Origin of the sequence: Candidatus Methanoperedens nitratireducens (assembly GCF_000685155.1) — an archaeon.
In the GTDB taxonomy this organism is placed as follows: Archaea; Halobacteriota; Methanosarcinia; order Methanosarcinales; family Methanoperedenaceae; genus Methanoperedens; species Methanoperedens nitratireducens.
In genome coordinates, this window is sequence record NZ_JMIY01000002.1 from 37,725 (window position 1) to 57,517 (window position 19,793).

Consider the following 19,793-nt stretch of genomic DNA (forward strand, 5'->3'; position numbering starts at 1 on the left):
TTGCTTGTACTGTTCAGTCAAAGTTTAACTAAGATACCCCGGCCGTTTGACCTTGTTAACTAGGTAATCTCTTATGATATATAAACATTACTATATTTTATACCTATTAAAAATTAATTTCTTCTATATATAGTATTCTCTATCCACTTTATACATCTAGTTTTCGGTGAACGAGCCCATCGCAGCGACAAGCCCATTCCCTGCTGGCTCTTGCATATTAGGCCAGGTTTAAAAGTTTTAAGTAATCATTGCTTTAATTTGTATTTTATAAACCACAACCTAAATAATCAAGGAGCTTCTAATCAACCATTACTTTACACTTAACGTAAACATATATACTTTACATCGATTGTAACGGTAATAACGTGTATGAAGTGTAAATGAGGTGGCATAAGTGAACAGAAAGCAAAAAAACATGCTTGGTATCGGGGTTGTAGCAGTATCGATAATCTATCTGAGCGCGCTGAGTTTCAGCAACGCCCTCTCATTCTACTATGAAGTAGGTGAATTTGTCGAGCTGGCAGATTCACTGGATGGAAAAGTTGTCAATGTAAATGGTACCATATTAAAAAATTCGACTATATGGGAACCTGAGAAGGCAAGACTCACATTCAAACTGGGGGACGACAGCGCCACTATCACAGTGGTATCGAATGAGGGAATGCCGGGCAATTATAAAGAGGAAATCCCGGCAGTGGTGACCGGCTATTTTATAAACGGCACTTTCCAGGCAAACCAGGTTATCACAAAATGCCCTTCAAAATACGGGGAACTCGATCACGGTGACCATGATGAAACATAAAGAGGAATTCTAATGGAACTAGGAGAAACAACGTTAGTAATCGCATTGATATTGAGCGTATATGCGATTGCTGCACACATCTTTGGGATATGGAAAAAGAAAAATGAACTTTTCGATAGTGCCAGGATCGCAATCATCGCAATTGCAGTGCTTCTCACCATCGCATCTATCTGGCTTTTTAACCTGTTCATCACCCGCAATTTCCAGTATGAATATGTTGCTCTATACAGCAGTCTTGATCTACCAATGGTCTATACTATCTCCGCATTCTGGGCCGGGGCCGATGGTTCATTACTGCTCTGGGCATGGCTGATAGCCATCTATATTGCCATGATCGCAGTGAGAGGGAAATCCTATGATAACCTGATAAAACATGCAATGCCTGTCATCCTTGTCACTCTTGCCTATTTCCTCTACATGATGCTGACAGTGTCCCGTCCTTTCAGGATGCTTGATTTTATTCCTGTGGATGGAAACGGCTTAAACCCGCTTCTTCAGGATCCGGGCATGCTCTTCCATCCCACTACGCTTTTCTGGGGTTATGCCGGGGCAATAATCCCATTTGCACTCATGATCGCAGGGATCTATCTTGCAGATGATACATGGACATACCGTGCAAGACGCTGGGCACTGTGGGCATGGCTTGGATTAACCCTGGGCAATATGTTCGGGAGCTACTGGGCATACACTGTGCTCAACTGGGGCGGGTTCTGGGGATGGGACCCTGTTGAGAACGCCTCCTTCCTTCCATGGCTCACCCTGACAGCATTCTATCACAGCACTATGATACAGGAGCGCAAAGGAGGTATGAAGTTCTGGAATATCCTGCTTATACTGCTCACATGGGAACTCGTGGTATACGGAACCCTGCTCACGCGAAGCGGGATAATCAGCTCGGTCCATACATTCGGAGAATCCACTACCGCCCCTTATTATATCAACTATATGATTGTGGTGCTGGCAGCTACACTCATACTTGTGGCGTGGAAATACAACTCGATACAGAGCAAGAAAGTCTTTGAATCCTTCGTTTCACGGGAAGCAAGTTTCCTATACAATAACTGGATATTTATGGCATCCACAGCCTCGGTTCTCTGGGGAACGACGTATCCTCTGCTCTCAGAGGCCTTCCGCGGCTACAAGGTGATGGTCGGCCCGAGCTTCTACAACCAGGTGAACGTGCCGCTTGGTATAGCACTTCTTTTCCTCATGGGCATATGTCCTCTTATAGCCTGGAGGAGGGCATCAGTATCGCACCTCCAGAGGAACTTCACCATGCCCCTTGCGACAGCAGTAGGTGTAACGGCTATTGCATTTGTCTTCGGGATACGTGATTTTTATGCCCAGATTGTAGTCGCAGGCAGTGTACTTGTAATAGCCACCCATCTTGTAGATGTATCCAAGATCGTGAACAGGCAGAAAAAGCTTGAGGATAGAGGATACCTGAAGAATTTCTCAAAAGCGTTCTGGAATAACCGCAGGACGTTCGGCGGTTACCTGTGCCATATTGCGATCCTGATGATAATAGTCAGCGCTGCAGGAGCTGTAGTATATGAGAAAGAAGGGACCTTTAATATGAGAATCGGCGACACATCCAGCGTCGGTAGCTATGAGTTCCAGCTTACCAGGGTAGACCAGTATATGAAAAGTAACAGACAGGTAACTGCGGCTCTATTTGATGTTTATAAGAATGGTGAGCTGATTCTGACCGATGCTAATGCGCTCATGTATTATTATGCGAGGCAGGATAATACTAATGTCAAACCCATGGCCTATCGCATTGGTCTGGATGACCTGTATTTCTCAGCCCAGGCTATTACACCTGACCACGCTACACTTAAAATCAAGGTAATGCCTGTTATGTTCCTTATGTGGCTCGGTGGATTCTATGTACTCATCCTTGGGATCCTGATATGCGTATCAACTGTTATACCCATAAGACAGAGAAGATTATCTGCTGATATAAATGTAAAGGAAAGTATGAAAAAAATGACAACGGAGAGTGTACATGATATATAAAATAATTGCAATACTGTTCTTCATGACTGTACTGGCAATGCCGGTAATAGCCGTAACTGAAGAGGAGATTACATCAAACCTGAACTGTCCTGATGTGGGAGGGTGCACTATGATCGCCGCCGATTGCTCATGTGAGAGCGCTCTTGAACTGAAAGGTAAAGTCAGGGCGATGCTTGATCAGGGACTATCGCAGAAACAAATATACGATAGGCTCACTGCAGAATACGGGAGAGAGATCCTGGCCACACCGCCCAAGGAAGGATTTGACTGGATAGTATGGCTTGCCCTGCCTGCCGGGATCATTGTGGGCGGGGTTGTTGTTTATAAGATAAGCAGGAAAAAAATGGATGAGGATGAGATCTTTGAATATGAGTACCAAAAATTCTTGCAGGAGCGTGAAAAATAATGAATAAATTATTGCTGTTATTTGTTATACTGGCTGTACTGGGCGGCTCTGCTTCAGCAGCACAGATCAGCGGAAACGTTACTTCTGGAGGAGAAAAACTGGCCGGACAGACAGTAACGCTGAGCAGGATAAACGGTACAGTACAGAGCGAAGAGAGCATGACCGGGATCATCTATAACTTTGTGCCATTAGCCGACACAGCAACAGATAAAGACGGGAATTATGTGTTCAGTGACCTTAAAGATGATGAATATAGAGTCAATGTAACTTATAATGGCTCTATATTCGGGGAACATGTGATCTTAAGAGATAAGGCTGTTATGGATTTCAATCTCTCAGAGAAAATAGAGGGATCTGTCATGAAGGCAAATAATACACTTGAAGGAATACCGCTTCGCCTTCTCGATATAAAAGGCATTGAGGTAATGAACACTTTTACTAATGAGAGCGGGAAATACTTGTTTAATAATGTTAACGCAGGCAGGACCTACATTGTCGAGGCCACGTATGAGGATGTCCCGTACACAGAGCTTGTAAATGCCTCAGAGAGCGTTGATTTTACAGTTTATGACACTACAGAAGAAAGGGATATAATCAGCGTAAAGATAGACCACATAGTCCTCTCCCGTGTACCAACTGGAATAAAAGTTGATGAGTACGTTGAATTCATGAATACCGGGGATAAGGTTTTCTTCAGTAAAGACCGTACATGGCTTGGCATTTCAACACCAGAGGGCATAACAAGGTTCCAGACAGATGTCATGGAATGCTGTCTTGTAAGGGAGAAGAATGCAGCATGGATAGATCCTATGAAGCCGCTTTTGCCTGGTGAGACATACGGTGCTGAGATCTCATACATCCTGAGCCCGGATTCATCCGAGGCAGTATTTACCAAAGAGATGATATACAACACATCATATTTCACCCTGCTTTCTGAAAGAAATAACGGTTTCGGGATTGAAAGCACATATGCTAAAAAGCAAATAGTTCCAAGTGAAGGGAGAGAGTTCGAAGTCCTGACCTCACAGAATATACCAAGAAACCAGATAGTAGATACACAGATAACAGGTTATGTTCCCTCAAGAACAGAAGGGGATTTTAACTACCTTATCCCTCTTGTAGCAGTAGCACTGGTCGGAGCTGTCTCGTATCCATTCCTCAAAAACAGGATGACCCAAAAAACAAGAAGACGTTCGATCAAGCCATCACCTTCAGCACAGGTACCTGTGAATGTGCCTCAAGAAGCACCTGAAAGCAAGCCGCAGCTCAATGCTGCTCCAGAGGATGCATCAGGAAAAGATATAATAGAGATGTCATTCGATGAGTTGCTTGCTGAGAAAAATGCTGCTTTTGAGTCAATCCTTAATCTTGAGAACAGATTCAACGACGGTGAGATTCCAGAAAAAGAGTACAAAGAGCTTAAAAAACAATACAAAGAAAAAGCGATGCTTATTATAAAACAATTGAAAGAGAGAGCATTAAACCTTGACCTCGAGCAGCCTGTGCCAGTACTTGAGAAAATAATCGAACGTGTAGATGATATAGATATTCTCGAGGAACTGCTGGACAGGGAAAAAGAAGGAGAGAACAGGGATGAACTGAAGAGCATAATCGAACAGAGGATAGAGAATATAGAACAAAATGAGTAAGTAGATAGGTGATCATGCCTATCTATACCTCTGTTCAACCCTGTAAATGAAGAGAATGGAGCAATCAAAATTAATGCTGAGGATGGTTTTACTGTTTATTCTTTTAATACCAGCAATTCTTCCGGTTCATGCTACAGATGAAGATATAACCTCTGGTCTTATATGCCCGTGCGAATGCGCTATGGTTATATCAACGTGCGACTGCCCCACTGCAATACAGATCAAAAAAGAGATCATTCAGATGAAGAATGACGGCTTTTCAGAGAAGCAGGTATTCTCAGCTCTTCAAGCAGAATACGGAAGGGGAATCCTGGCGCATCCTGAGAAACCAGTACCACTGTGGATAGCGGGTATACCATTAACCCTTATATTAATGTTTATAGGGTATATGATGACAAGAAAACCAAATCCGGATATTATACCTGATAAAAAGAGATACGAACAGCGGTTTGAGGAAGAATACAGGAAATTTGTTTCCGAGATGGAGGAACCGTGAGGATCGCTATCAGTGAAGCCATTGCGCTATTCGTAGCGCTGTTTTATCTCATAGGGATTGCTTCTGCTCAGATCAGTGAGAGTATTACGAGTGGAAAGAACAGTACTGGAAATAACCCGATCGATGGGCATAGCCTGGGCAATCAGAGTTACAATATACGGGTCGTTGTTGATCACATATTTATTTCAAAGAAGAACGGTTCTATTGAGATCTCTGAGGTCATTATATTCAGGAATGATGGCCCTGAGATTTACTACAGCGAGGGTGACCATATGTTCTTTGCCATATCAACGCCTCCGGGTGTGAGAAACCTAAAAACCCAGGTCATGGAGTGCTGTCTTGTTGAACTTGAAGGGGTTGTGCTTATGGACCCGATGCAACCCATTGCGCCCGGGGATAACTTTGAGATGCAGATATCGTATACACTTCCTCCTCAGGGCTCAGAGTACATATTTAATAAAACTGCAATGTACAATACGACCTCTTTGTCAGTATTTGTTGATAGGAAAGGTGGACTGGATCTTGAGGGGCCTTATAGTACTTTAAAGCTTCAAGGAAATGAGTATAACGTAATTGCTTTTAATGACATAAAAGCCAATGAGACAGTTGATGTTCCAATTAAGATCACTGAAGGGGCAGGCTATCTATATGCCGGGGTCATTTTTATCTTTTTATTTTCTATAGGTTTTGTTTATCTTTTCAAAGAAAGGATCTTTGTAAAAAGGAAAAAAGAATACACCCTGGAGGAGCTTGAGCTTGAGAAAAGGAGGATCTTCCAGGCGATCCGGGGATTTGAAAAACATGCAGGAGCTGAGAAATCCGAGGAGTACAGAAGATTAATGGAGGAATACAGGCAAAAAGCAATCCAGATATTTATTAAGATGGATAAAATAAAAAACAAAGATCAACCTGCAAAGTGATGCTTGACTCATCAAACCGGTTCGTGACTGATAAAACAACGGCATTATGGGCTTCGTAATACTGGTGATTATATAGGAGAGGTAAATATGAAACTTAAATATATGTTCAGTGTCATTGCGGCTGTCGCAGTCCTGGTATTCGTGTACACAGTGCTGGTCAGCGGATTTAATGGTTTTAATGCGATAGATGAGATACCTCAGGAGAATATCACAAATAAAATTGGACTTCCCGAATTCACTCAAAAAACTGTGCGTGTTGAAGAAGCTTACATTTATGCGATGATGAATCAGGATAAGGTCATGTACCTTGCCTGCTACTGTGGCTGTGCCGGAATGCAGCACTCAGATAAGCTTCTTAAACACGGGAGCCTGAAGGACTGCTATATACGGCCGGATGGAAGCTTCGAGCCCCATGCCTCAGAATGCAAGTTATGCAATGATATAACACTTGAGGCAAAGGAACTCATTGATAAAGGGTATTCACTAAAAGATGTCAGAAAAATCATTGATGATGAATACTCAGGCAGGGGTGTTGGAACAGATACGTCACTTCCGCCATAGGTATATACTTTACGCTTACCGTAAAGTACAAGTAGATTACATGCATTAAAAAAATAAAGAAGATAAAGAGGTATATAAATGAGGATATCAGGAATTATAATAGCATTGCTGGTTCTGATTACAGCAGCGGTCAGCGGATGTTTATCAGGTGATGAGCCACCTGATGAAAAACAGGTTACAGGAGGTACAGCAGAGCAGAGAGAGAACTCAGAGGCTGGAGTAACAATCGTAGCAGTGTATCTTGGAGATAATGCCTTTAATATTAACCTGGATACCCACTCTGGCTCTCTGGATTATGAGATGGATAAGGTAGCTTTTATACGCGACAGTAAAGGGAATATCATCAAACCAGAGGTATGGGACGGAGGAATAGGAGGGCATCATTTTAGCGGTACTCTGAGATTCCCTGAATTTGATGACAGCGCTGGCTTTGAGCTTGTGATCCAGGACGTTGCAGATGTGAAAGAGAGGATCTTCAGGTGGTAAGATAAAATGTCAGAAAAACTGGGTATCAAAAAGCTTTTTAAAAATCCTTTTGTTTTTGGAGCGAGCATCGGGATACTTGTAATACTTTTCAATATCTCGATTGCTTCACTGGCAGAGGGCTCTTTAAGGAGCGGATACTCAGTATTACTCAGCAACGGTATATTCACATACCTTATTCCCCTGGCAGTTGGCGTGCAGATGGGGCTTTTCAGACATCACAGAAATATAACAGCCGAGAAAAGATTATGCGGCTCTGAAAAAGTAGGCATAACAGGCTCGGCTACCTCTTCACTAACAATGGTAGCATGCTGTCTGCACCATGTGAGTGATCTATTGCCTGCAGTTGGCTTTATTCTTGCAGCATCATCATTCCTCACTGAATATAAAAACGTGATCTTCATTATCGGATTATCAGCCAATATGGCAGGGAGTGCCTATATTGCAAGAGCAATCTTAAAAGACAGATCAATTCAACAGGTGGTTAAATGAGAAAGGAAATCTATGCAGTTTTAATCGTGGCCGCTTTATTGATACTATATTTTTCATTTCTGTCAGAGACCAGAAAAGGCATATTCACCGAAAGACTGGGCGACATGACCCTGACGGCGTATGAGACAGAGAGTGCTGCTATACAAGAGATCTCCAATATATACGCTTTAAGAGACATACCTCTTGCACAGGGGTACTATGCGGTGTACAGCGGCAGTAAGGGTACCATGCGTATGTGGGTTGCCGAGCCGACTGACCATAACATTGCAAATGACGCATTCAATTCTATGAACTCAATGCTGGGAGGCTCTACAGGTCATGAGGAACATGAATATTCCGGCGATGTGGGTCAGACAGAATCGCATGGCAGGCACAGCGACGCGGACATGGCGAATAGCACAATACCTGTGAAGTTAGATTTTATGGAATTCGTTAAGCCTGAAGTGTACATGATAAAAATAAACGATGTATACAACTATTATTATTTCAAAATGAATTACAGGATGGGACGGATCTACTGGATATCTTTTGATTCACCTGATACAGATTATCAGTTATCTATCGTGAAGCAGGCAGTGATGGACATATAGGAGGAATACATGAGAAAAAACAAATCCGAACTGTATCTTGCACTGTTCATAATCGCTGTATTAGCAGGAACCGTGCTTCTTTATACTCAAATGCAGGAGAAAAATGCTTACGGCATGTTCCCTGAGAAACTTGGCGATATGAGCCTTTCTCTCTACAAAGAAGGGGATGTTGCCATGACAGAGGTAAAAAGATTGCACGGCAACAGTCCGAATGTAAAAGTTGAGAGCGCCTACATTGCAGATTACAGAGGCAGTATGGGCAGCAAAGCCAAATTCTGGGTATCAGAATCTAAAAACAGCGAGGAAGCAGCATCGCTTCTTGAATTGATGAACAGCAGTGTGGGAAAAACCGGTATGTTCAGCGAATCCACAAACAGCACCATAGAAGGTATTAAAGTTTATTTTGTTTCAGGGCTGCCGGAGCTTGGTCTGTATCATTACTTCTATGCTAAGGACAAAAGGGTATTCTGGATTCAGATAGACAACCCGGATGAAGCTTACAGGAAAAATATAGTGAGAGAATCTATAAAACTGATCTAAAACCACATGCTCAGATCAAAATACCCAAGGCTTATACTCAACGAGATCAAGTGGAGATTCGACTTGAGCAGGTGCAGGGTGTACTATATCCACCGGGGAGCGCCTAGCAACGTAAAAGTAGTGGAAGGAAGCGCAATTAAAGCTATAGACAGGGCGTTTCTGGTTATTGAAGGCCACCCGTATGAGGTATATATCCCATACCACAGGATCATCAGGATAGATTATGATAACGAGATAGTATTTGAGCGCCCAAAGAAAGAAAAGGGTGACCTAAAATAGGATTAATGAACCCAGGCGCGACACCTACTGAAATGCAGCACCTGGGAGCAGCCAGCTTCACGGAGTAAACGAGGTGAATAACTTCCAGATAGCCAGCTATGATTATTAATGAATTATAATCTAAAAAAACCTTTGCATATTAGATAGGAAGCTCAGGGTATTTAAATAATAAATATAATGAATGAAGAGAAAATAAGTGTAGTAGAGGATAAAACACAGAATAATGACCTTAAGATACGAATCCACAAGAGAACTCCTGAAAAAACACGGCTATCATCTTGCAGGCACACACAGTGCGGTAAAAACATGCCTGTGGCTGAACAAAAGCCTGAGAAATGAAGGATCCTGCTACAAATCCAGGTTCTACGGTATAGCATCACATCGCTGCATACAGATGACCCCGACTCTTTTATGCAACCACAGGTGCCTCCACTGCTGGCGTGCTATCGAGGTGCAGGCAGAAGCGCCAGAATCATGGGATTCCCCGGAGGATATAGTGGACAGCATTCTTATCGAACAGCGCAGACTGGTATCGGGTTACGGCGGATCTGAGATTATGGATAAAGCAAAATGGAAAGAAGCCTTTGCGCCAAAACATGTTGCAATTTCGCTCTCAGGTGAGCCAACCCTGTACCCTTATCTTCCAGGGCTTATAGATGAGTTCCATAAGAAGGAGATGACCACCTTTGTAGTCACCAACGGAACAAACCCGGAAGTGATAGGGGATATCAGGCCAACACAGCTTTATATAAGCCTGAATGCGCCTGACAAAGAGATCTATAAGAGAGCATGCGGGCCGCTTGATGATACCTGGGAGAGAATAAATCAGTCTCTTGAGGTCATGAGGGATTCCAGAGCCAGGACAGCGATCAGGATTACCCTGATAAGGGGTGTAAATATGGTAGATCCTGATGGTTTTGCGCATCTTATAGAGACTGCAGAGCCTGATTATGTCGAGTTAAAGGCCTACATGCACCTTGGTTTTTCAAGAAAGCGCCTGTCTTTGGATAGCATGCCTTCACATCAGGAGGTAATGGATTTTTCGCAAAAGGTCGCAGAAGCCCTGGATTATCGCATCACAGACGATTCAGAGGCAAGCCGGGTTGTCCTGCTATCATTAAATCCCGAATGCTATGACAAGTAGATTCCTTGCCCCCATGGAGAGACCAAGGACAATCAATGTCAGTATCAGCATATACTTCTCATCCATTGTTTTATCCCCCCTGGATTCTCTCTCAAGCATCATAATAATCAATACTACGAGGATTAAGGATAGAGGTACCAGTATAATCCCTGTTCCGAAGATGGATGCCAGGAAAGAACTGAAAGGATGCTTGTTAGTATAGCCTTGCACCGTACCGATATATGTTGTTAGCGAATCAAGTAAGAATGAAAAAATCACAAATGAATACACCCTGCTGCGCAGATAGAACATACCAATAGCCGGCGATATTCTTTTAATAAACTCTGTCAATGCAAGCGCTGGCAGTAAGATATATAACAGAATATCCGGCTCAGGAAATCCGATATCTGAGTTATAGATAAGGATAATAACACCTGCAAGAGATAGTATTATCCCTGCACCTGCGTACATGTGAATGTAACTTTTTATCCTCCCTGTTCTCTCAAGATACAGCGTTAGAAGAAGAATGCTAAAGCATATTGCAAATATTACAAAATAAATAAGCGGCGTGATAAAAAAATATTTAACAGGAGGATTCAGGATATCAGCATCCTCTATTACCCTGAACACCGATCCCATGATGATATAAGGAATCGTGGCAATGACAAACGTTTCATTAATCTCTATCTTCAATCTATTTAATAATTTTAAAACAGCATAGACCCCTGCAAATAAAATAATGAAATACGTCAGCATGTCAAAGTGGTTATAACTCGTATCATTGATGATACCTTCAATATAATTCTTGTTTATGAAATCAATCAGATTCTGCATCATCCTGAACCGCTCATCCTCCGCAGAACCCATAGACGAACTCAATCTTATCTTGCTGGGTAAAGTCATAGTGTACTATTATTTTCAATTAAATCCCACCAGCCTGTTAAATTTTACTTTCATGATCTTCCAGGTATCATCGATCATATCCGAGATCTCAGGCAGGGTTTTAAGAACCATATAGGAGACCAGTATCAATGCCATTACCGAGCCGATTTTAGTGATGATATGCTCTGAGATATGGAAACTCTCCTCAGCAGTGCCAAACCATGCAAACCCGTAGGCTGAGGCAGTAAAAAGCAACCTCTGCAGATTGAGGATATAAATAACCGGCACTGAGATCATGAACGCCTTGAACTTTCGCACTGATGGCGCCTCTGCGGCTGAGATAACGCCTGTGAACAAGGCTATGCTCTCAATAGCAGTACATGCAAGGATTATCTCAACTGCAAGACCATTAACTGCAAGCTGGTTCCATGCTACCTTATCAACAGGAAATCCAACCCTCTCAATAACCCAGACAGTCTGGTCTGTAACCACGGATATTATCCCTGTGTTTAAGAAATCCACCTCTGCGAACAGGAAATAGATCAAACCTCCAACAGAGGCTGCCCTGGATAGCGGAATAATTATATCTTTATTATCATCTCTTGCCTGAAATGCAATATATGCAATGAAAAGGCATACTGCCGCAGCTACAATAACTAAAAAGGCATTAAAATAATCCTGAATCCCGATATAATCCAGAGGCTTCGAGAACCAGTGGATTGACAGGAAGAGCCAGCCAAGACCCGCAAGTATGAACCTGTAGGGTGTTGAGCGTAAGGATGCTATAACCAGAAGTCCAAGGGCAACCCAGAGTACTGCGATCATTGATTTTTATCCTCTATTGATGGATGTAATAAATACTTTACGCCCTTTGTAAAGATATAATTAATTGATATTAAGCTTCTTGGAAAAGCCTTATTATAACTTTGAGGTAACAGGGAGTTCTCATATAAGATCTCTCTTTCTCTCTTCGAATTCTTCTTTACTTATCTCTCCCCTTGCATACCTCTTCTTCAGGATCTCAAGCGCAGATTCATGTTCTCTTCTGGTTGTGCTGCCTTCCCATAGATATCTGATGAGCAGCACAAGCCCGATGATAACAAGTATCCAGAATATCAGCGCAAGAATCATCCCAAATATCCAAAACCCGCCCATCATGTCATGCATTGGCCAAATTTGCATATCTGATCTCCTCTAATTACAATTAATCTCACTGATATAAAAAGATAGGGTTTTAAAAAATAGAAAGATCAGGCTTTTACAGCCACCTTTATCACACTCTCGACTTTAACCCTGGCGATCTTCTCATGCGCAAGCTCTGCTGCTTTCTTTCCAGCAAGGAGCATTCCACCGAAGGTCGGCCCCATGCGCGGTGCACCGTATGTTGATGTAGCAGCCATGCCTGCCACTATAAGCCCGGGGTATATCTCATGCGTGAGTTCCACGGTCTGTTTCTCTGCCTCATCTACCCAGAGGGAGCCGCAGCCTTTAGGTTCAGGTATTTTTTGCCTTTGCTCGCTCAGTCGTTTGACAAGGATCGAGTCGTGGCCTGTAGCATCTATTACCACTTTTGATCTGATCGCAATAGGGTCCATGCATGTCATGAATGTGGGCATGTGCTTTGCTGGGAACCACTGAATGACCACACCTTCAACATGATCTTCCTTGAGTACCAGATCATCCACGTTGGTGGAGTTGAGTAGCTTTACGCCTGCACTGCACGCGCTTGCCAGCATCTTTGAGACCATATCAAAAGAATCACAGACATACAGTCCGTCCCCGGCCTCTTTAAGAGTTACTCCACATTCTTCAAGTATCTTATTTGCAGGCGCTCTAACCGTGTTCTTGGGCATAAGATAGCCTCCCTGCCACATCCCGCCGCCGGCATAGAGATTCCTCTCGATCATCACGGTCTTATGTCCCAGTTCTGCAGCGTATTTTGCTGCCGCTACACCGCACGGTCCTGAGCCGACAACGACAACATCGCTATCAAGAATGTTCTGTATAAAATCATCCAGGAATTCATTTACTATTGTTTTTGTGACCTGTATCTCGCTAATATCTGTCATAGTTTCACCATACGTTAAGAATAATTGGTTTTCCAGGGCAATATGAGCCTGAAAGTAAACACACAGAAGGGAAAATTGTCCTGAAAACATATATATCTAACGCAAAAGCACAATTCATCCTGGTACCTTTTGCCTGCCATTAACGCATACATTACTAACAAAAAATTTATTTATATGGAAAAACATCTCACCCCGAAATGGAAAAAACGATAATTACGGGTGCTTCGGTTATATTCTCACTTACAGGGCTCTATTTTGTGGTACGTATCTGGCAAAAATGGAAAAACACTGATATTGATGTTCTTAAAGCCAGGGTTTTCCTTAATAAAAAATTTCTGGAAAAGAACTGGAAATATGTCTTTCTCTCAGGTGCGTCACTGGCAGCTCACCAGTCCATAGATTTCCTGCTATCCATAAATTACATCACAAGTACAGGCTGGATAGATAAACTATCCGGGTTTCTGGAATTAATGGCGCTTGTTTTCCTTGTTATTCTGGCTTACGGATGGTTCAGGGTTATCTATCCACAAAAATAATCCTGATAATTAACGCATAATTACGATTATAGCGTTTCCCACTTCAAGAACATCGACTGCCTTTCCTTTTAAGAGCCTCTCCTTTTCAATAATAAGATACGATGGGTCAAGGGTAATACTCTCACCTTCAACAGAGAGAGTAATGCTGCCTGATCCAGCCTGTTCCATTACTCTTATCGGATCTTCACTCATCAGGGCAGAAGCTATGGATTTTGCTTTATCCCTGTATTTCTTGCCAAGAACTTTCATGTTGGGCTTAACCTCTGTGGGCACGATCTCAAAATCCGGTGCTCCAGTTCTGAGCAAAACCCGGGTATTAGCAGCACCGGCAATATCAGATGCATTCGTGATAGATGAGTAAAGCTCTATGCCCCGAAGTGGCGCATTCAGTGCAATACCGTGCTCTGATTTATAGCGCCTGATAGCGCCTGTTATATCCTTTATCAGTTCACCTGTGGCTTCAGCATCCTCGTCTATGAGGGACTCATCTGCTTCTGGCCACGTCTGGAGATGGATACTGTCCTGCTTTATGTGCGAGTATACCTCTTCTGAGAAGTAGGGTATAAATGGCGCAAGAAGCCGCGAGAGCGTATCAAGCGTAATAAATAGCGTATGCTGTGCAGCCTGTTTTCCTTCGCCCTCTCCATACAGCCTCCATTTTACAAGTTCTATATAATTATCTGCCAGGGTATCCCAGGCAAATCCACGGATTGCTTTGAAGGTCTCATCAAACTGATAGGCATCCATCTTCTCTGTTGTTTCTTTTACAAGCCTGTTCAACCTGCTCAGGAGCCATCTGTCTATGGGAGTGAATTCTGCTTGCTGGTCTGAGATATGGGGAAGGGAGAACCGCACAATGCTCCAGAGCTTCTGCAGGAACCTTGAGCCTGCAACCACATCCTTCCAGCTGAATATGATATCCGAACCTGTACTGCCCCCTATAGCAGCCCACTGTCTGAAGGCATCTGCGCCGTACTTCCTGATAACCTCCTCAGGTACAACGAAGTTATTGCGCGATTTGCTCATCTTGTGCCCGTCTTCGCCAAGTACCATTCCATTGAGCAGGATGGTATTCCAGGGCTTTATGTCAAGAAGGGCTTTTGACCGCAATATCGTGTAAAAAGCCCATGTTCGGATGATATCATAACCCTGCGGCCGAAGCTGTGTGGGCAGAAGAAGAGGCCGGTCACTCAGCCAGCCTGCAACATGGAGTACAGAGATGGATGAATCCATCCAGGTATCGAGCACATCATCCTCTCCCTTAAGCTCAGTAGAGCCGCATTCACAGGGCTCTGGCGGCGCTTTCTGTGCAGGGTCAATCGGCAGCCATTCTTCTTTTGCCACCTTCACAGTACCGCAGCGGGTGCAGTACCATGCAGGAATAGGAGTGGCAAAGATCCTCTGCCTTGAGATGCACCAGTCCCATTCCATAGTCCCTGTCCAGTTCTCAAGCCTGACTTTCATATAATCAGGAACCCAGGTGATATCATTCGCTGTATCCATGATCTCTTCAGAGATGATCTTGACAAACCACTGTCTCTCAGAGAGGATCTCGATCGGTGTCTTGCACCGCCAGCACATGCCCACGTTCTGGGTGATCTCTTCCTGCCTGTAGAGGATTCCCTCTTTCTTCATGTCCTCGATTATCGCTCTCTTGCACTCTTCTGTGGTCATGCCTGCGTACCTGCCCGCAAGCTCTGTCATCCTCCCTGTCTTATCGATGGCTTTGCGCAGGGGAAGATTATGTTCAACCCACCATCTCACGTCCTGCTTATCTCCAAAGGTACATATCATCACAGCACCTGTACCGAATGAGGGATCGACATTCTTATCAGCGATCACCCTGACCCTGTGGCCAAATATCGGTACTCTGATCTCTGTACCAGCATACTCATGGTATCTCTCATCATCCGGATGAATAGCGACTGCAACGCAGGCTGCAAGAAGTTCGGGTCTTGTTGTGGCTATCTTGATATGATCAAAGTTGAGGTAATTAAGAGTAGTAGAGCGGGTATCGTATTCTACCTCTGCGAATGCAATAGCGGTCTCGCATCTAGGGCACCAGTTCACAGGATGGTTCTGCTGGTAGACCCTGCCGCTGTTATACATCCTGACAAAGGATGTCTGGGTCTTGCCATAATAGGAAGGCTCCATGGTTATGTACTCGTTGCTCCAGTCGATGGAGAATCCCAGGCGCCGCAGGGTCTTTCTCATGCGCTCGATGTTCTTTGTTGTAAGCTCAACGCACATGCGCCGAAACTCCTCGCGCGAGACCTGGCTCTTGGTGATGCCGTACAGCTCCTCCACTTTCACCTCAGTTGGCAGGCCGTGGCAGTCCCAGCCCTCAGGGAACATCACGTTGTAACCGCGCATCCTCTTATAGCGCGCCACAAAATCGATATAGCACCAGTTAAGCGCATTGCCGATATGGAAGTTCCCTGTCGGGTACGGCGGCGGCGTGTCTATGACGAACCTGGGTTCCTGTGAGTTCCAGTCGAAATAGAACATGGAGTCCTGCCATGTGTTCATCCATTTTTCTTCAATAACGTTATAATTATATTCTTTCGGAAGTTCCATACTCACGGTCAAATAACCTGCATTATAAATAGAATTATCGGTTCTTGGATTTACCGATCTAATAAACCTCCAAAATATTTAATACCTTGAAAGTTGAGTACAATCCTGCATGGTGGTAGAAAATCCATTTCTGAATAGAGTGATGATCAAGAACCCTGATGAGTTCTTCGGACGCAAAAATGAGCTTCGGGCAATCTTCAGCAGGCTCTCGAATCTTCAAAGTTCTGATGTTTATGGAGAACGGAAAATTGGAAAATCTTCTTTACTATACTACATTTTCTTAAAAATACCTGAGAAATTAGGCAATGATTATAAGATCGCGTATATTGATCTGCAAGGTGCTGAGTGCCAAACAGTTGAGGGGTTTCTAAGATACTGCCTTAGAGAAGTAGGTCTTAATCCAGAAGTTATCAATCCATCAAATAGTCATAATAAAAATTTGATGGTCTTTTCAGAATCAGTAAGAGAATTAAGGAAGAAAAATAAGCCTGTGCTTCTAATAGACGAATTTGAACGGATTATTAAAAGACCCGAATTTGATAATGATTTCTTTGATACAATGAGAAGTCTTGGAAATAATGGTGATATTGCATATGTTACCGCTTCTTTACACTCTTTAAAAACGCTATGTATAGAAGGGCATTTTACTTCACCTTTATATAATATTTTCTCCGAAGTTCCTCTGGGGCTGCTCTCTCCTGAAGAGACTATCGAATTTTTATCAGCAAAAAGAGAAGGTATTGAGTTTACAGAAAAAGAGATCGAGTTCATCAAAGAGATTGCCAATAATAATCCACTCCACCTGCAAATCGCCTGTTATCATGTTTTTGAGAATAAGAGACATAAATGGGATGAGAAGAAATTAAGAAAAAAAATTGAAAAAGAGTTTAAAAATTTTGATGATAAATGGGCGAGAAAAGAACGGGGCATTATAAAAGGGGGCAAGTCGCTTTTTAATTGGATCAAAGAGCGTACAAGTATAGAGATCGGCAGCAAAGGCGTAACTTTAAATAGCAGTGAAAAGGCGAATAGACCAAAATGAGCATAACTAAAAATGAAATAAAGGTTTCTTTTCACCAGATATATCAGTGCGTATTCAAACCCATTACTTTTACTGAGTCCATAGAGAATCTGGATAAAAAAAGTAAAATAAAATTGTTATTTAAACTATCTTTTTATAGTCTTATAATTTCAATTGTAATTGATACACTTATTGGAACTATAATCTCTTATTTAGGATACAAGTTTGACTGGATAGGATTGTTATTATTCATTTCATTTGGCATTGCATTGGGCATTGCATGGGGCATTGGGTGGGGCATTGGGTGGGGCATTGCAGTGGGCATTGGATGGGGCATTGCAGGGGGCATTGCAGGAGGCATTGCATTGGGCATTACAGGGGGCATTGCAGTGGACGTTGCATTGGGCATTGCAGGGGGCATTATAGGGGGCATTACAGTGGGCGTTGCAGTGGGCATTGCAGGGATCATTGCAGGAGGCATTGGATGGGGCATTGCAGTGGGCATTGCATTAGGCATTACAGTGGGCATTGCAGGAGGCATTGCAGGGAGTATTGCGTTTATAGCTTCATATTTTAGAGTTTTTTATATTTTTCCTCAGTTGGTACAATACTGGCGTTTTAAAATTTTTGGACATGAACCATTTAGCCTGTTTAGGAATTCACCCATTTACTGGGATGAAGTTATCGTAATGCCTCTTCCATTTTTGACCAATTTTCTTGTTTCGTTGGTAAATATAAATAGAAATGAAGGATTAAAAGAGGTTGAATTTGTATCATCTAAAAGACCAACACAAAGAAAAGCAGCATTTTCTGCTCTTTTAGAAATAACAATTCAGGATTTGAGTAGATTCAAAACTATAGAAGAAATAGCAGAAGTCTCAAATAACCTCTCTTTTATATCTGCTTTCAGAAGTTCTTTATCTGAAGAATTTAGCAGTGCTGTTAGGAATATAGAAGAGATATCTATCGATGCTAAAAGCTATCTAGATTCTACAAGCGACTATAATAAACTTAAAAATTTAAATGTTCTGGCAGATGACATAGATAAACTCAAGAAAACGTTAATCGCTACAAAGGGTCCTGTAGGATACAAGTTCCATTCAGTTGCAGAAAAATGGTTACAAATAATAAAAGAAGAAAATAACAAATTTATATGTCTTAAAAAAGATACATTCCAAGAAATCTCAAACCCCTATATCTTTGGAAATCCTGTGAGACCTGAGGATAAATCAAGATTATTTGTTGGTAGGAAGGACATTATCAGAGAGATCGAATCAAATCTATCAAATATTTCTCAGAAGCCGACACTATTCTTATACGGACGAAGGAGAGTCGGCAAATCATCTGTACTGATCAATCTTCCAGGACATTTAGGCAAGCAGTATGCTTCCGCATATATCGACTGTCAGGATGCCAGAGCGAGAGAAAGCCCTGCTTCTTTCTGCTACAGCCTTTCAAGATCGATATATAATTCACTGGGAGACAGGAGCGTTTCCTCAAAGCACCTGCCTTTTGAGTCGTTCCAAAAAAATCCTTTTACGGTACTCGGCGGCTGGTTTGACGAGATTGAAAAAACGCTCGGCGCAGAGAATATGTTAGTGTTAATTACCTTCGATGAATATGAAAAATTAGAAGAATCAATACTCACAGGCGCTTTGTCTGTTGAAGTGCTCGATCAACTGCGTAATATTATACAGCATAGAAGGCATTTTGTTGTGTTAATCGCAGGGAGTAGAGAATTAAACGAGCTTAAATTAAACTGGTCGGATTATCTGATAAGCGCCAAAACGATAAAACTGGGCTATTTATCAGAGGATGATGCAAGAATACTGATCACCAATCCCATTGATGATTTCAGCTTAAATTACGAGGGCGGGGAAAAAGGAGAGGTCGTTAATAAGATAATAAATGTCACAAGCTGCCAGCCTTATCTGGTGCAGGCTTTATGCTTTGAGCTTGTTAACTATTTAAATTCACAGTGCAGGAGGGTAGCAGGGCTGGAGGATGTTGATATCGCCATAGAAAAGGTACTGGTTTCAGCAGAGAATTATTTCTATTATATCTGGAACTCGGAATGCTCGGAGAACGAGAAAAAGTATCTTAAACGGCTTATAAATAATCTGCCGATAGATGGGGATGAAAAAGAGATTAATTCGCTTGTAAAGAAAGAGATTATTGAGAAAGCAGATGAAGGTTATAAGTTCAAAGTTGAATTAATGAAAAAGTGGATTGAAAAAAATAATTCAGGCTTTTGATTGTTCCCTTAAGGGTGAAGATAAAATCAAAGGTATCTACTCAGGTTTTTTTAGAGCTGTTTAGCTCCTAATATTTTGCCTCATTACTAAGTT

General features: G+C 42.5%; 21 protein-coding genes. 16 read left to right on the top strand and 5 right to left on the bottom strand.

The features are described 5' to 3' along the window. Positions 1 to 394 precede the first annotated feature (394 nt). From ANME2D_RS03970 to twy1, 13 genes are all read left to right on the top strand, one after another. Positions 395 to 802 carry a cytochrome c maturation protein CcmE gene (locus ANME2D_RS03970; protein ID WP_052368556.1) on the top strand — a complete coding sequence of 136 codons (408 nt, stop codon included), beginning with the start codon at positions 395 to 397 and terminating at the stop codon, positions 800 to 802. Positions 803 to 814: 12 nt separating this feature from the next. Next, positions 815 to 2,821 carry a heme lyase CcmF/NrfE family subunit gene (locus ANME2D_RS03975; RefSeq protein WP_052368557.1) on the top strand — a complete coding sequence of 669 codons (2,007 nt, stop codon included), beginning with the start codon at positions 815 to 817 and terminating at the stop codon, positions 2,819 to 2,821. Beyond that, positions 2,811 to 3,227 carry a cytochrome c-type biogenesis protein gene (locus ANME2D_RS03980; RefSeq protein ID WP_048089319.1) on the top strand — a complete coding sequence of 139 codons (417 nt, stop codon included), beginning with the start codon at positions 2,811 to 2,813 and terminating at the stop codon, positions 3,225 to 3,227. Before ANME2D_RS03975 ends, ANME2D_RS03980 begins: the two co-directional genes overlap by 11 nt. Continuing rightward, positions 3,227 to 4,876: an MSCRAMM family protein gene (locus ANME2D_RS03985; protein ID WP_048089320.1), complete on the top strand. Its 1,650-nt coding sequence runs from the start codon at positions 3,227 to 3,229 to the stop codon at positions 4,874 to 4,876. The genes ANME2D_RS03980 and ANME2D_RS03985 overlap by 1 nt, the downstream gene beginning before the upstream one ends. Positions 4,877 to 4,922: 46 nt before the next feature. Beyond that, the gene (locus tag ANME2D_RS03990) at positions 4,923 to 5,372 is read left to right on the top strand and encodes a cytochrome c-type biogenesis protein (protein ID WP_048089321.1); all 450 of its coding nucleotides are present in this window, start codon (positions 4,923 to 4,925) and stop codon (positions 5,370 to 5,372) included. Continuing rightward, the gene (locus ANME2D_RS03995; RefSeq protein WP_048089322.1) at positions 5,369 to 6,292 is read left to right on the top strand and encodes a hypothetical protein; all 924 of its coding nucleotides are present in this window, start codon (positions 5,369 to 5,371) and stop codon (positions 6,290 to 6,292) included. The genes ANME2D_RS03990 and ANME2D_RS03995 overlap by 4 nt, the downstream gene beginning before the upstream one ends. An 87-nt stretch (positions 6,293 to 6,379) precedes the next feature. Beyond that, positions 6,380 to 6,853 carry a PCYCGC motif-containing (lipo)protein gene (locus tag ANME2D_RS04000; RefSeq protein ID WP_048089323.1) on the top strand — a complete coding sequence of 158 codons (474 nt, stop codon included), beginning with the start codon at positions 6,380 to 6,382 and terminating at the stop codon, positions 6,851 to 6,853. Between the two features lie 78 nt (positions 6,854 to 6,931). Then, positions 6,932 to 7,339: a hypothetical protein gene (locus ANME2D_RS04005; RefSeq protein ID WP_048089324.1), complete on the top strand. Its 408-nt coding sequence runs from the start codon at positions 6,932 to 6,934 to the stop codon at positions 7,337 to 7,339. Positions 7,340 to 7,345: 6 nt separating this feature from the next. Next, positions 7,346 to 7,828, top strand: coding sequence for a hypothetical protein (locus ANME2D_RS04010; protein ID WP_048089325.1), 483 nt, complete (start codon positions 7,346 to 7,348; stop codon positions 7,826 to 7,828). Beyond that, positions 7,825 to 8,418 carry a hypothetical protein gene (locus tag ANME2D_RS04015; protein ID WP_048089326.1) on the top strand — a complete coding sequence of 198 codons (594 nt, stop codon included), beginning with the start codon at positions 7,825 to 7,827 and terminating at the stop codon, positions 8,416 to 8,418. The genes ANME2D_RS04010 and ANME2D_RS04015 overlap by 4 nt, the downstream gene beginning before the upstream one ends. Before the next feature lie 9 nt (positions 8,419 to 8,427). Beyond that, positions 8,428 to 8,958: a hypothetical protein gene (locus ANME2D_RS04020; protein ID WP_048089327.1), complete on the top strand. Its 531-nt coding sequence runs from the start codon at positions 8,428 to 8,430 to the stop codon at positions 8,956 to 8,958. Between the two features lie 6 nt (positions 8,959 to 8,964). Then, on the top strand, positions 8,965 to 9,237 hold the full coding sequence (locus ANME2D_RS04025) for a DUF504 domain-containing protein (RefSeq protein WP_048089328.1): 273 nt from the start codon (positions 8,965 to 8,967) through the stop codon (positions 9,235 to 9,237). 223 nt (positions 9,238 to 9,460) lie between these two features. Continuing rightward, positions 9,461 to 10,381 (top strand): 4-demethylwyosine synthase TYW1, encoded by a 921-nt coding sequence (gene twy1 / locus ANME2D_RS04030; protein ID WP_048089329.1) that lies wholly within the window; start codon positions 9,461 to 9,463, stop codon positions 10,379 to 10,381. On the opposite strand, the gene ANME2D_RS04035 is transcribed toward twy1, so the two are convergent. From ANME2D_RS04035 to ANME2D_RS04050, 4 genes are all read right to left on the bottom strand, one after another. After that, positions 10,355 to 11,227 carry a DUF63 family protein gene (locus ANME2D_RS04035; protein WP_048089330.1) on the bottom strand — a complete coding sequence of 291 codons (873 nt, stop codon included), beginning with the start codon at positions 11,225 to 11,227 and terminating at the stop codon, positions 10,355 to 10,357. The two genes, twy1 and ANME2D_RS04035, sit on opposite strands and share 27 nt — an antisense overlap. Before the next feature lie 51 nt (positions 11,228 to 11,278). Beyond that, positions 11,279 to 12,067 (bottom strand): archaeosortase A, encoded by a 789-nt coding sequence (artA, locus tag ANME2D_RS04040; RefSeq protein ID WP_048089331.1) that lies wholly within the window; start codon positions 12,065 to 12,067, stop codon positions 11,279 to 11,281. A 120-nt stretch (positions 12,068 to 12,187) separates the two neighbouring features. Beyond that, complete coding sequence (locus ANME2D_RS04045; protein ID WP_241763303.1) at positions 12,188 to 12,424, bottom strand: SHOCT domain-containing protein; 237 nt, start codon at positions 12,422 to 12,424, stop codon at positions 12,188 to 12,190. 68 nt (positions 12,425 to 12,492) lie between these two features. After that, positions 12,493 to 13,311, bottom strand: a complete 819-nt coding sequence (locus ANME2D_RS04050) for a sulfide-dependent adenosine diphosphate thiazole synthase (RefSeq protein WP_048089333.1) — start codon at positions 13,309 to 13,311, stop codon at positions 12,493 to 12,495. Positions 13,312 to 13,508: 197 nt separating this feature from the next. Here ANME2D_RS04050 and ANME2D_RS04055 point away from each other — a divergent pair, with 197 nt between their 5' ends. Continuing rightward, entirely contained in the window at positions 13,509 to 13,847 is a 339-nt protein-coding gene (locus ANME2D_RS04055; protein ID WP_048089334.1) for a hypothetical protein, read from the top strand. A 9-nt stretch (positions 13,848 to 13,856) separates the two neighbouring features. Here ANME2D_RS04055 and ANME2D_RS04060 read toward each other — a convergent pair whose 3' ends face one another. Then, entirely contained in the window at positions 13,857 to 16,424 is a 2,568-nt protein-coding gene (locus ANME2D_RS04060) for a valine--tRNA ligase (protein WP_048089335.1), read from the bottom strand. A gap of 109 nt (positions 16,425 to 16,533) precedes the next feature. Between ANME2D_RS04060 and ANME2D_RS04065 the strand changes: the two genes are divergently transcribed. Together ANME2D_RS04065 and ANME2D_RS04070 are read left to right on the top strand one after the other, a co-directional pair. Further along, complete coding sequence (locus ANME2D_RS04065) at positions 16,534 to 17,466, top strand: AAA family ATPase (protein WP_048089336.1); 933 nt, start codon at positions 16,534 to 16,536, stop codon at positions 17,464 to 17,466. Then, positions 17,463 to 19,700, top strand: a complete 2,238-nt coding sequence (locus ANME2D_RS04070; RefSeq protein WP_048089337.1) for an ATP-binding protein — start codon at positions 17,463 to 17,465, stop codon at positions 19,698 to 19,700. The genes ANME2D_RS04065 and ANME2D_RS04070 overlap by 4 nt, the downstream gene beginning before the upstream one ends. Positions 19,701 to 19,793: the final 93 nt, after the last annotated feature.

Coding starts and splice junctions, on each gene's coding strand:
- ANME2D_RS03975 (WP_052368557.1), top strand. CDS start 815: ATGGAACTAGGAGAAACAACGTTAGTAATCGCATTGATATTGAGCGTA.
- ANME2D_RS03980 (WP_048089319.1), top strand. CDS start 2,811: ATGATATATAAAATAATTGCAATACTGTTCTTCATGACTGTACTGGCA.
- ANME2D_RS03985 (WP_048089320.1), top strand. CDS start 3,227: ATGAATAAATTATTGCTGTTATTTGTTATACTGGCTGTACTGGGCGGC.
- ANME2D_RS03990 (WP_048089321.1), top strand. CDS start 4,923: ATGAAGAGAATGGAGCAATCAAAATTAATGCTGAGGATGGTTTTACTG.
- ANME2D_RS04000 (WP_048089323.1), top strand. CDS start 6,380: ATGAAACTTAAATATATGTTCAGTGTCATTGCGGCTGTCGCAGTCCTG.
- ANME2D_RS04005 (WP_048089324.1), top strand. CDS start 6,932: ATGAGGATATCAGGAATTATAATAGCATTGCTGGTTCTGATTACAGCA.
- ANME2D_RS04010 (WP_048089325.1), top strand. CDS start 7,346: ATGTCAGAAAAACTGGGTATCAAAAAGCTTTTTAAAAATCCTTTTGTT.
- ANME2D_RS04015 (WP_048089326.1), top strand. CDS start 7,825: ATGAGAAAGGAAATCTATGCAGTTTTAATCGTGGCCGCTTTATTGATA.
- ANME2D_RS04020 (WP_048089327.1), top strand. CDS start 8,428: ATGAGAAAAAACAAATCCGAACTGTATCTTGCACTGTTCATAATCGCT.
- ANME2D_RS04025 (WP_048089328.1), top strand. CDS start 8,965: ATGCTCAGATCAAAATACCCAAGGCTTATACTCAACGAGATCAAGTGG.
- twy1 (WP_048089329.1), top strand. CDS start 9,461: ATGACCTTAAGATACGAATCCACAAGAGAACTCCTGAAAAAACACGGC.
- ANME2D_RS04035 (WP_048089330.1), bottom strand. CDS start 11,227: ATGGGTTCTGCGGAGGATGAGCGGTTCAGGATGATGCAGAATCTGATT.
- artA (WP_048089331.1), bottom strand. CDS start 12,067: ATGATCGCAGTACTCTGGGTTGCCCTTGGACTTCTGGTTATAGCATCC.
- ANME2D_RS04045 (WP_241763303.1), bottom strand. CDS start 12,424: ATGCAAATTTGGCCAATGCATGACATGATGGGCGGGTTTTGGATATTT.
- ANME2D_RS04050 (WP_048089333.1), bottom strand. CDS start 13,311: ATGACAGATATTAGCGAGATACAGGTCACAAAAACAATAGTAAATGAA.
- ANME2D_RS04055 (WP_048089334.1), top strand. CDS start 13,509: ATGGAAAAAACGATAATTACGGGTGCTTCGGTTATATTCTCACTTACA.
- ANME2D_RS04060 (WP_048089335.1), bottom strand. CDS start 16,424: ATGGAACTTCCGAAAGAATATAATTATAACGTTATTGAAGAAAAATGG.
- ANME2D_RS04065 (WP_048089336.1), top strand. CDS start 16,534: ATGGTGGTAGAAAATCCATTTCTGAATAGAGTGATGATCAAGAACCCT.
- ANME2D_RS04070 (WP_048089337.1), top strand. CDS start 17,463: ATGAGCATAACTAAAAATGAAATAAAGGTTTCTTTTCACCAGATATAT.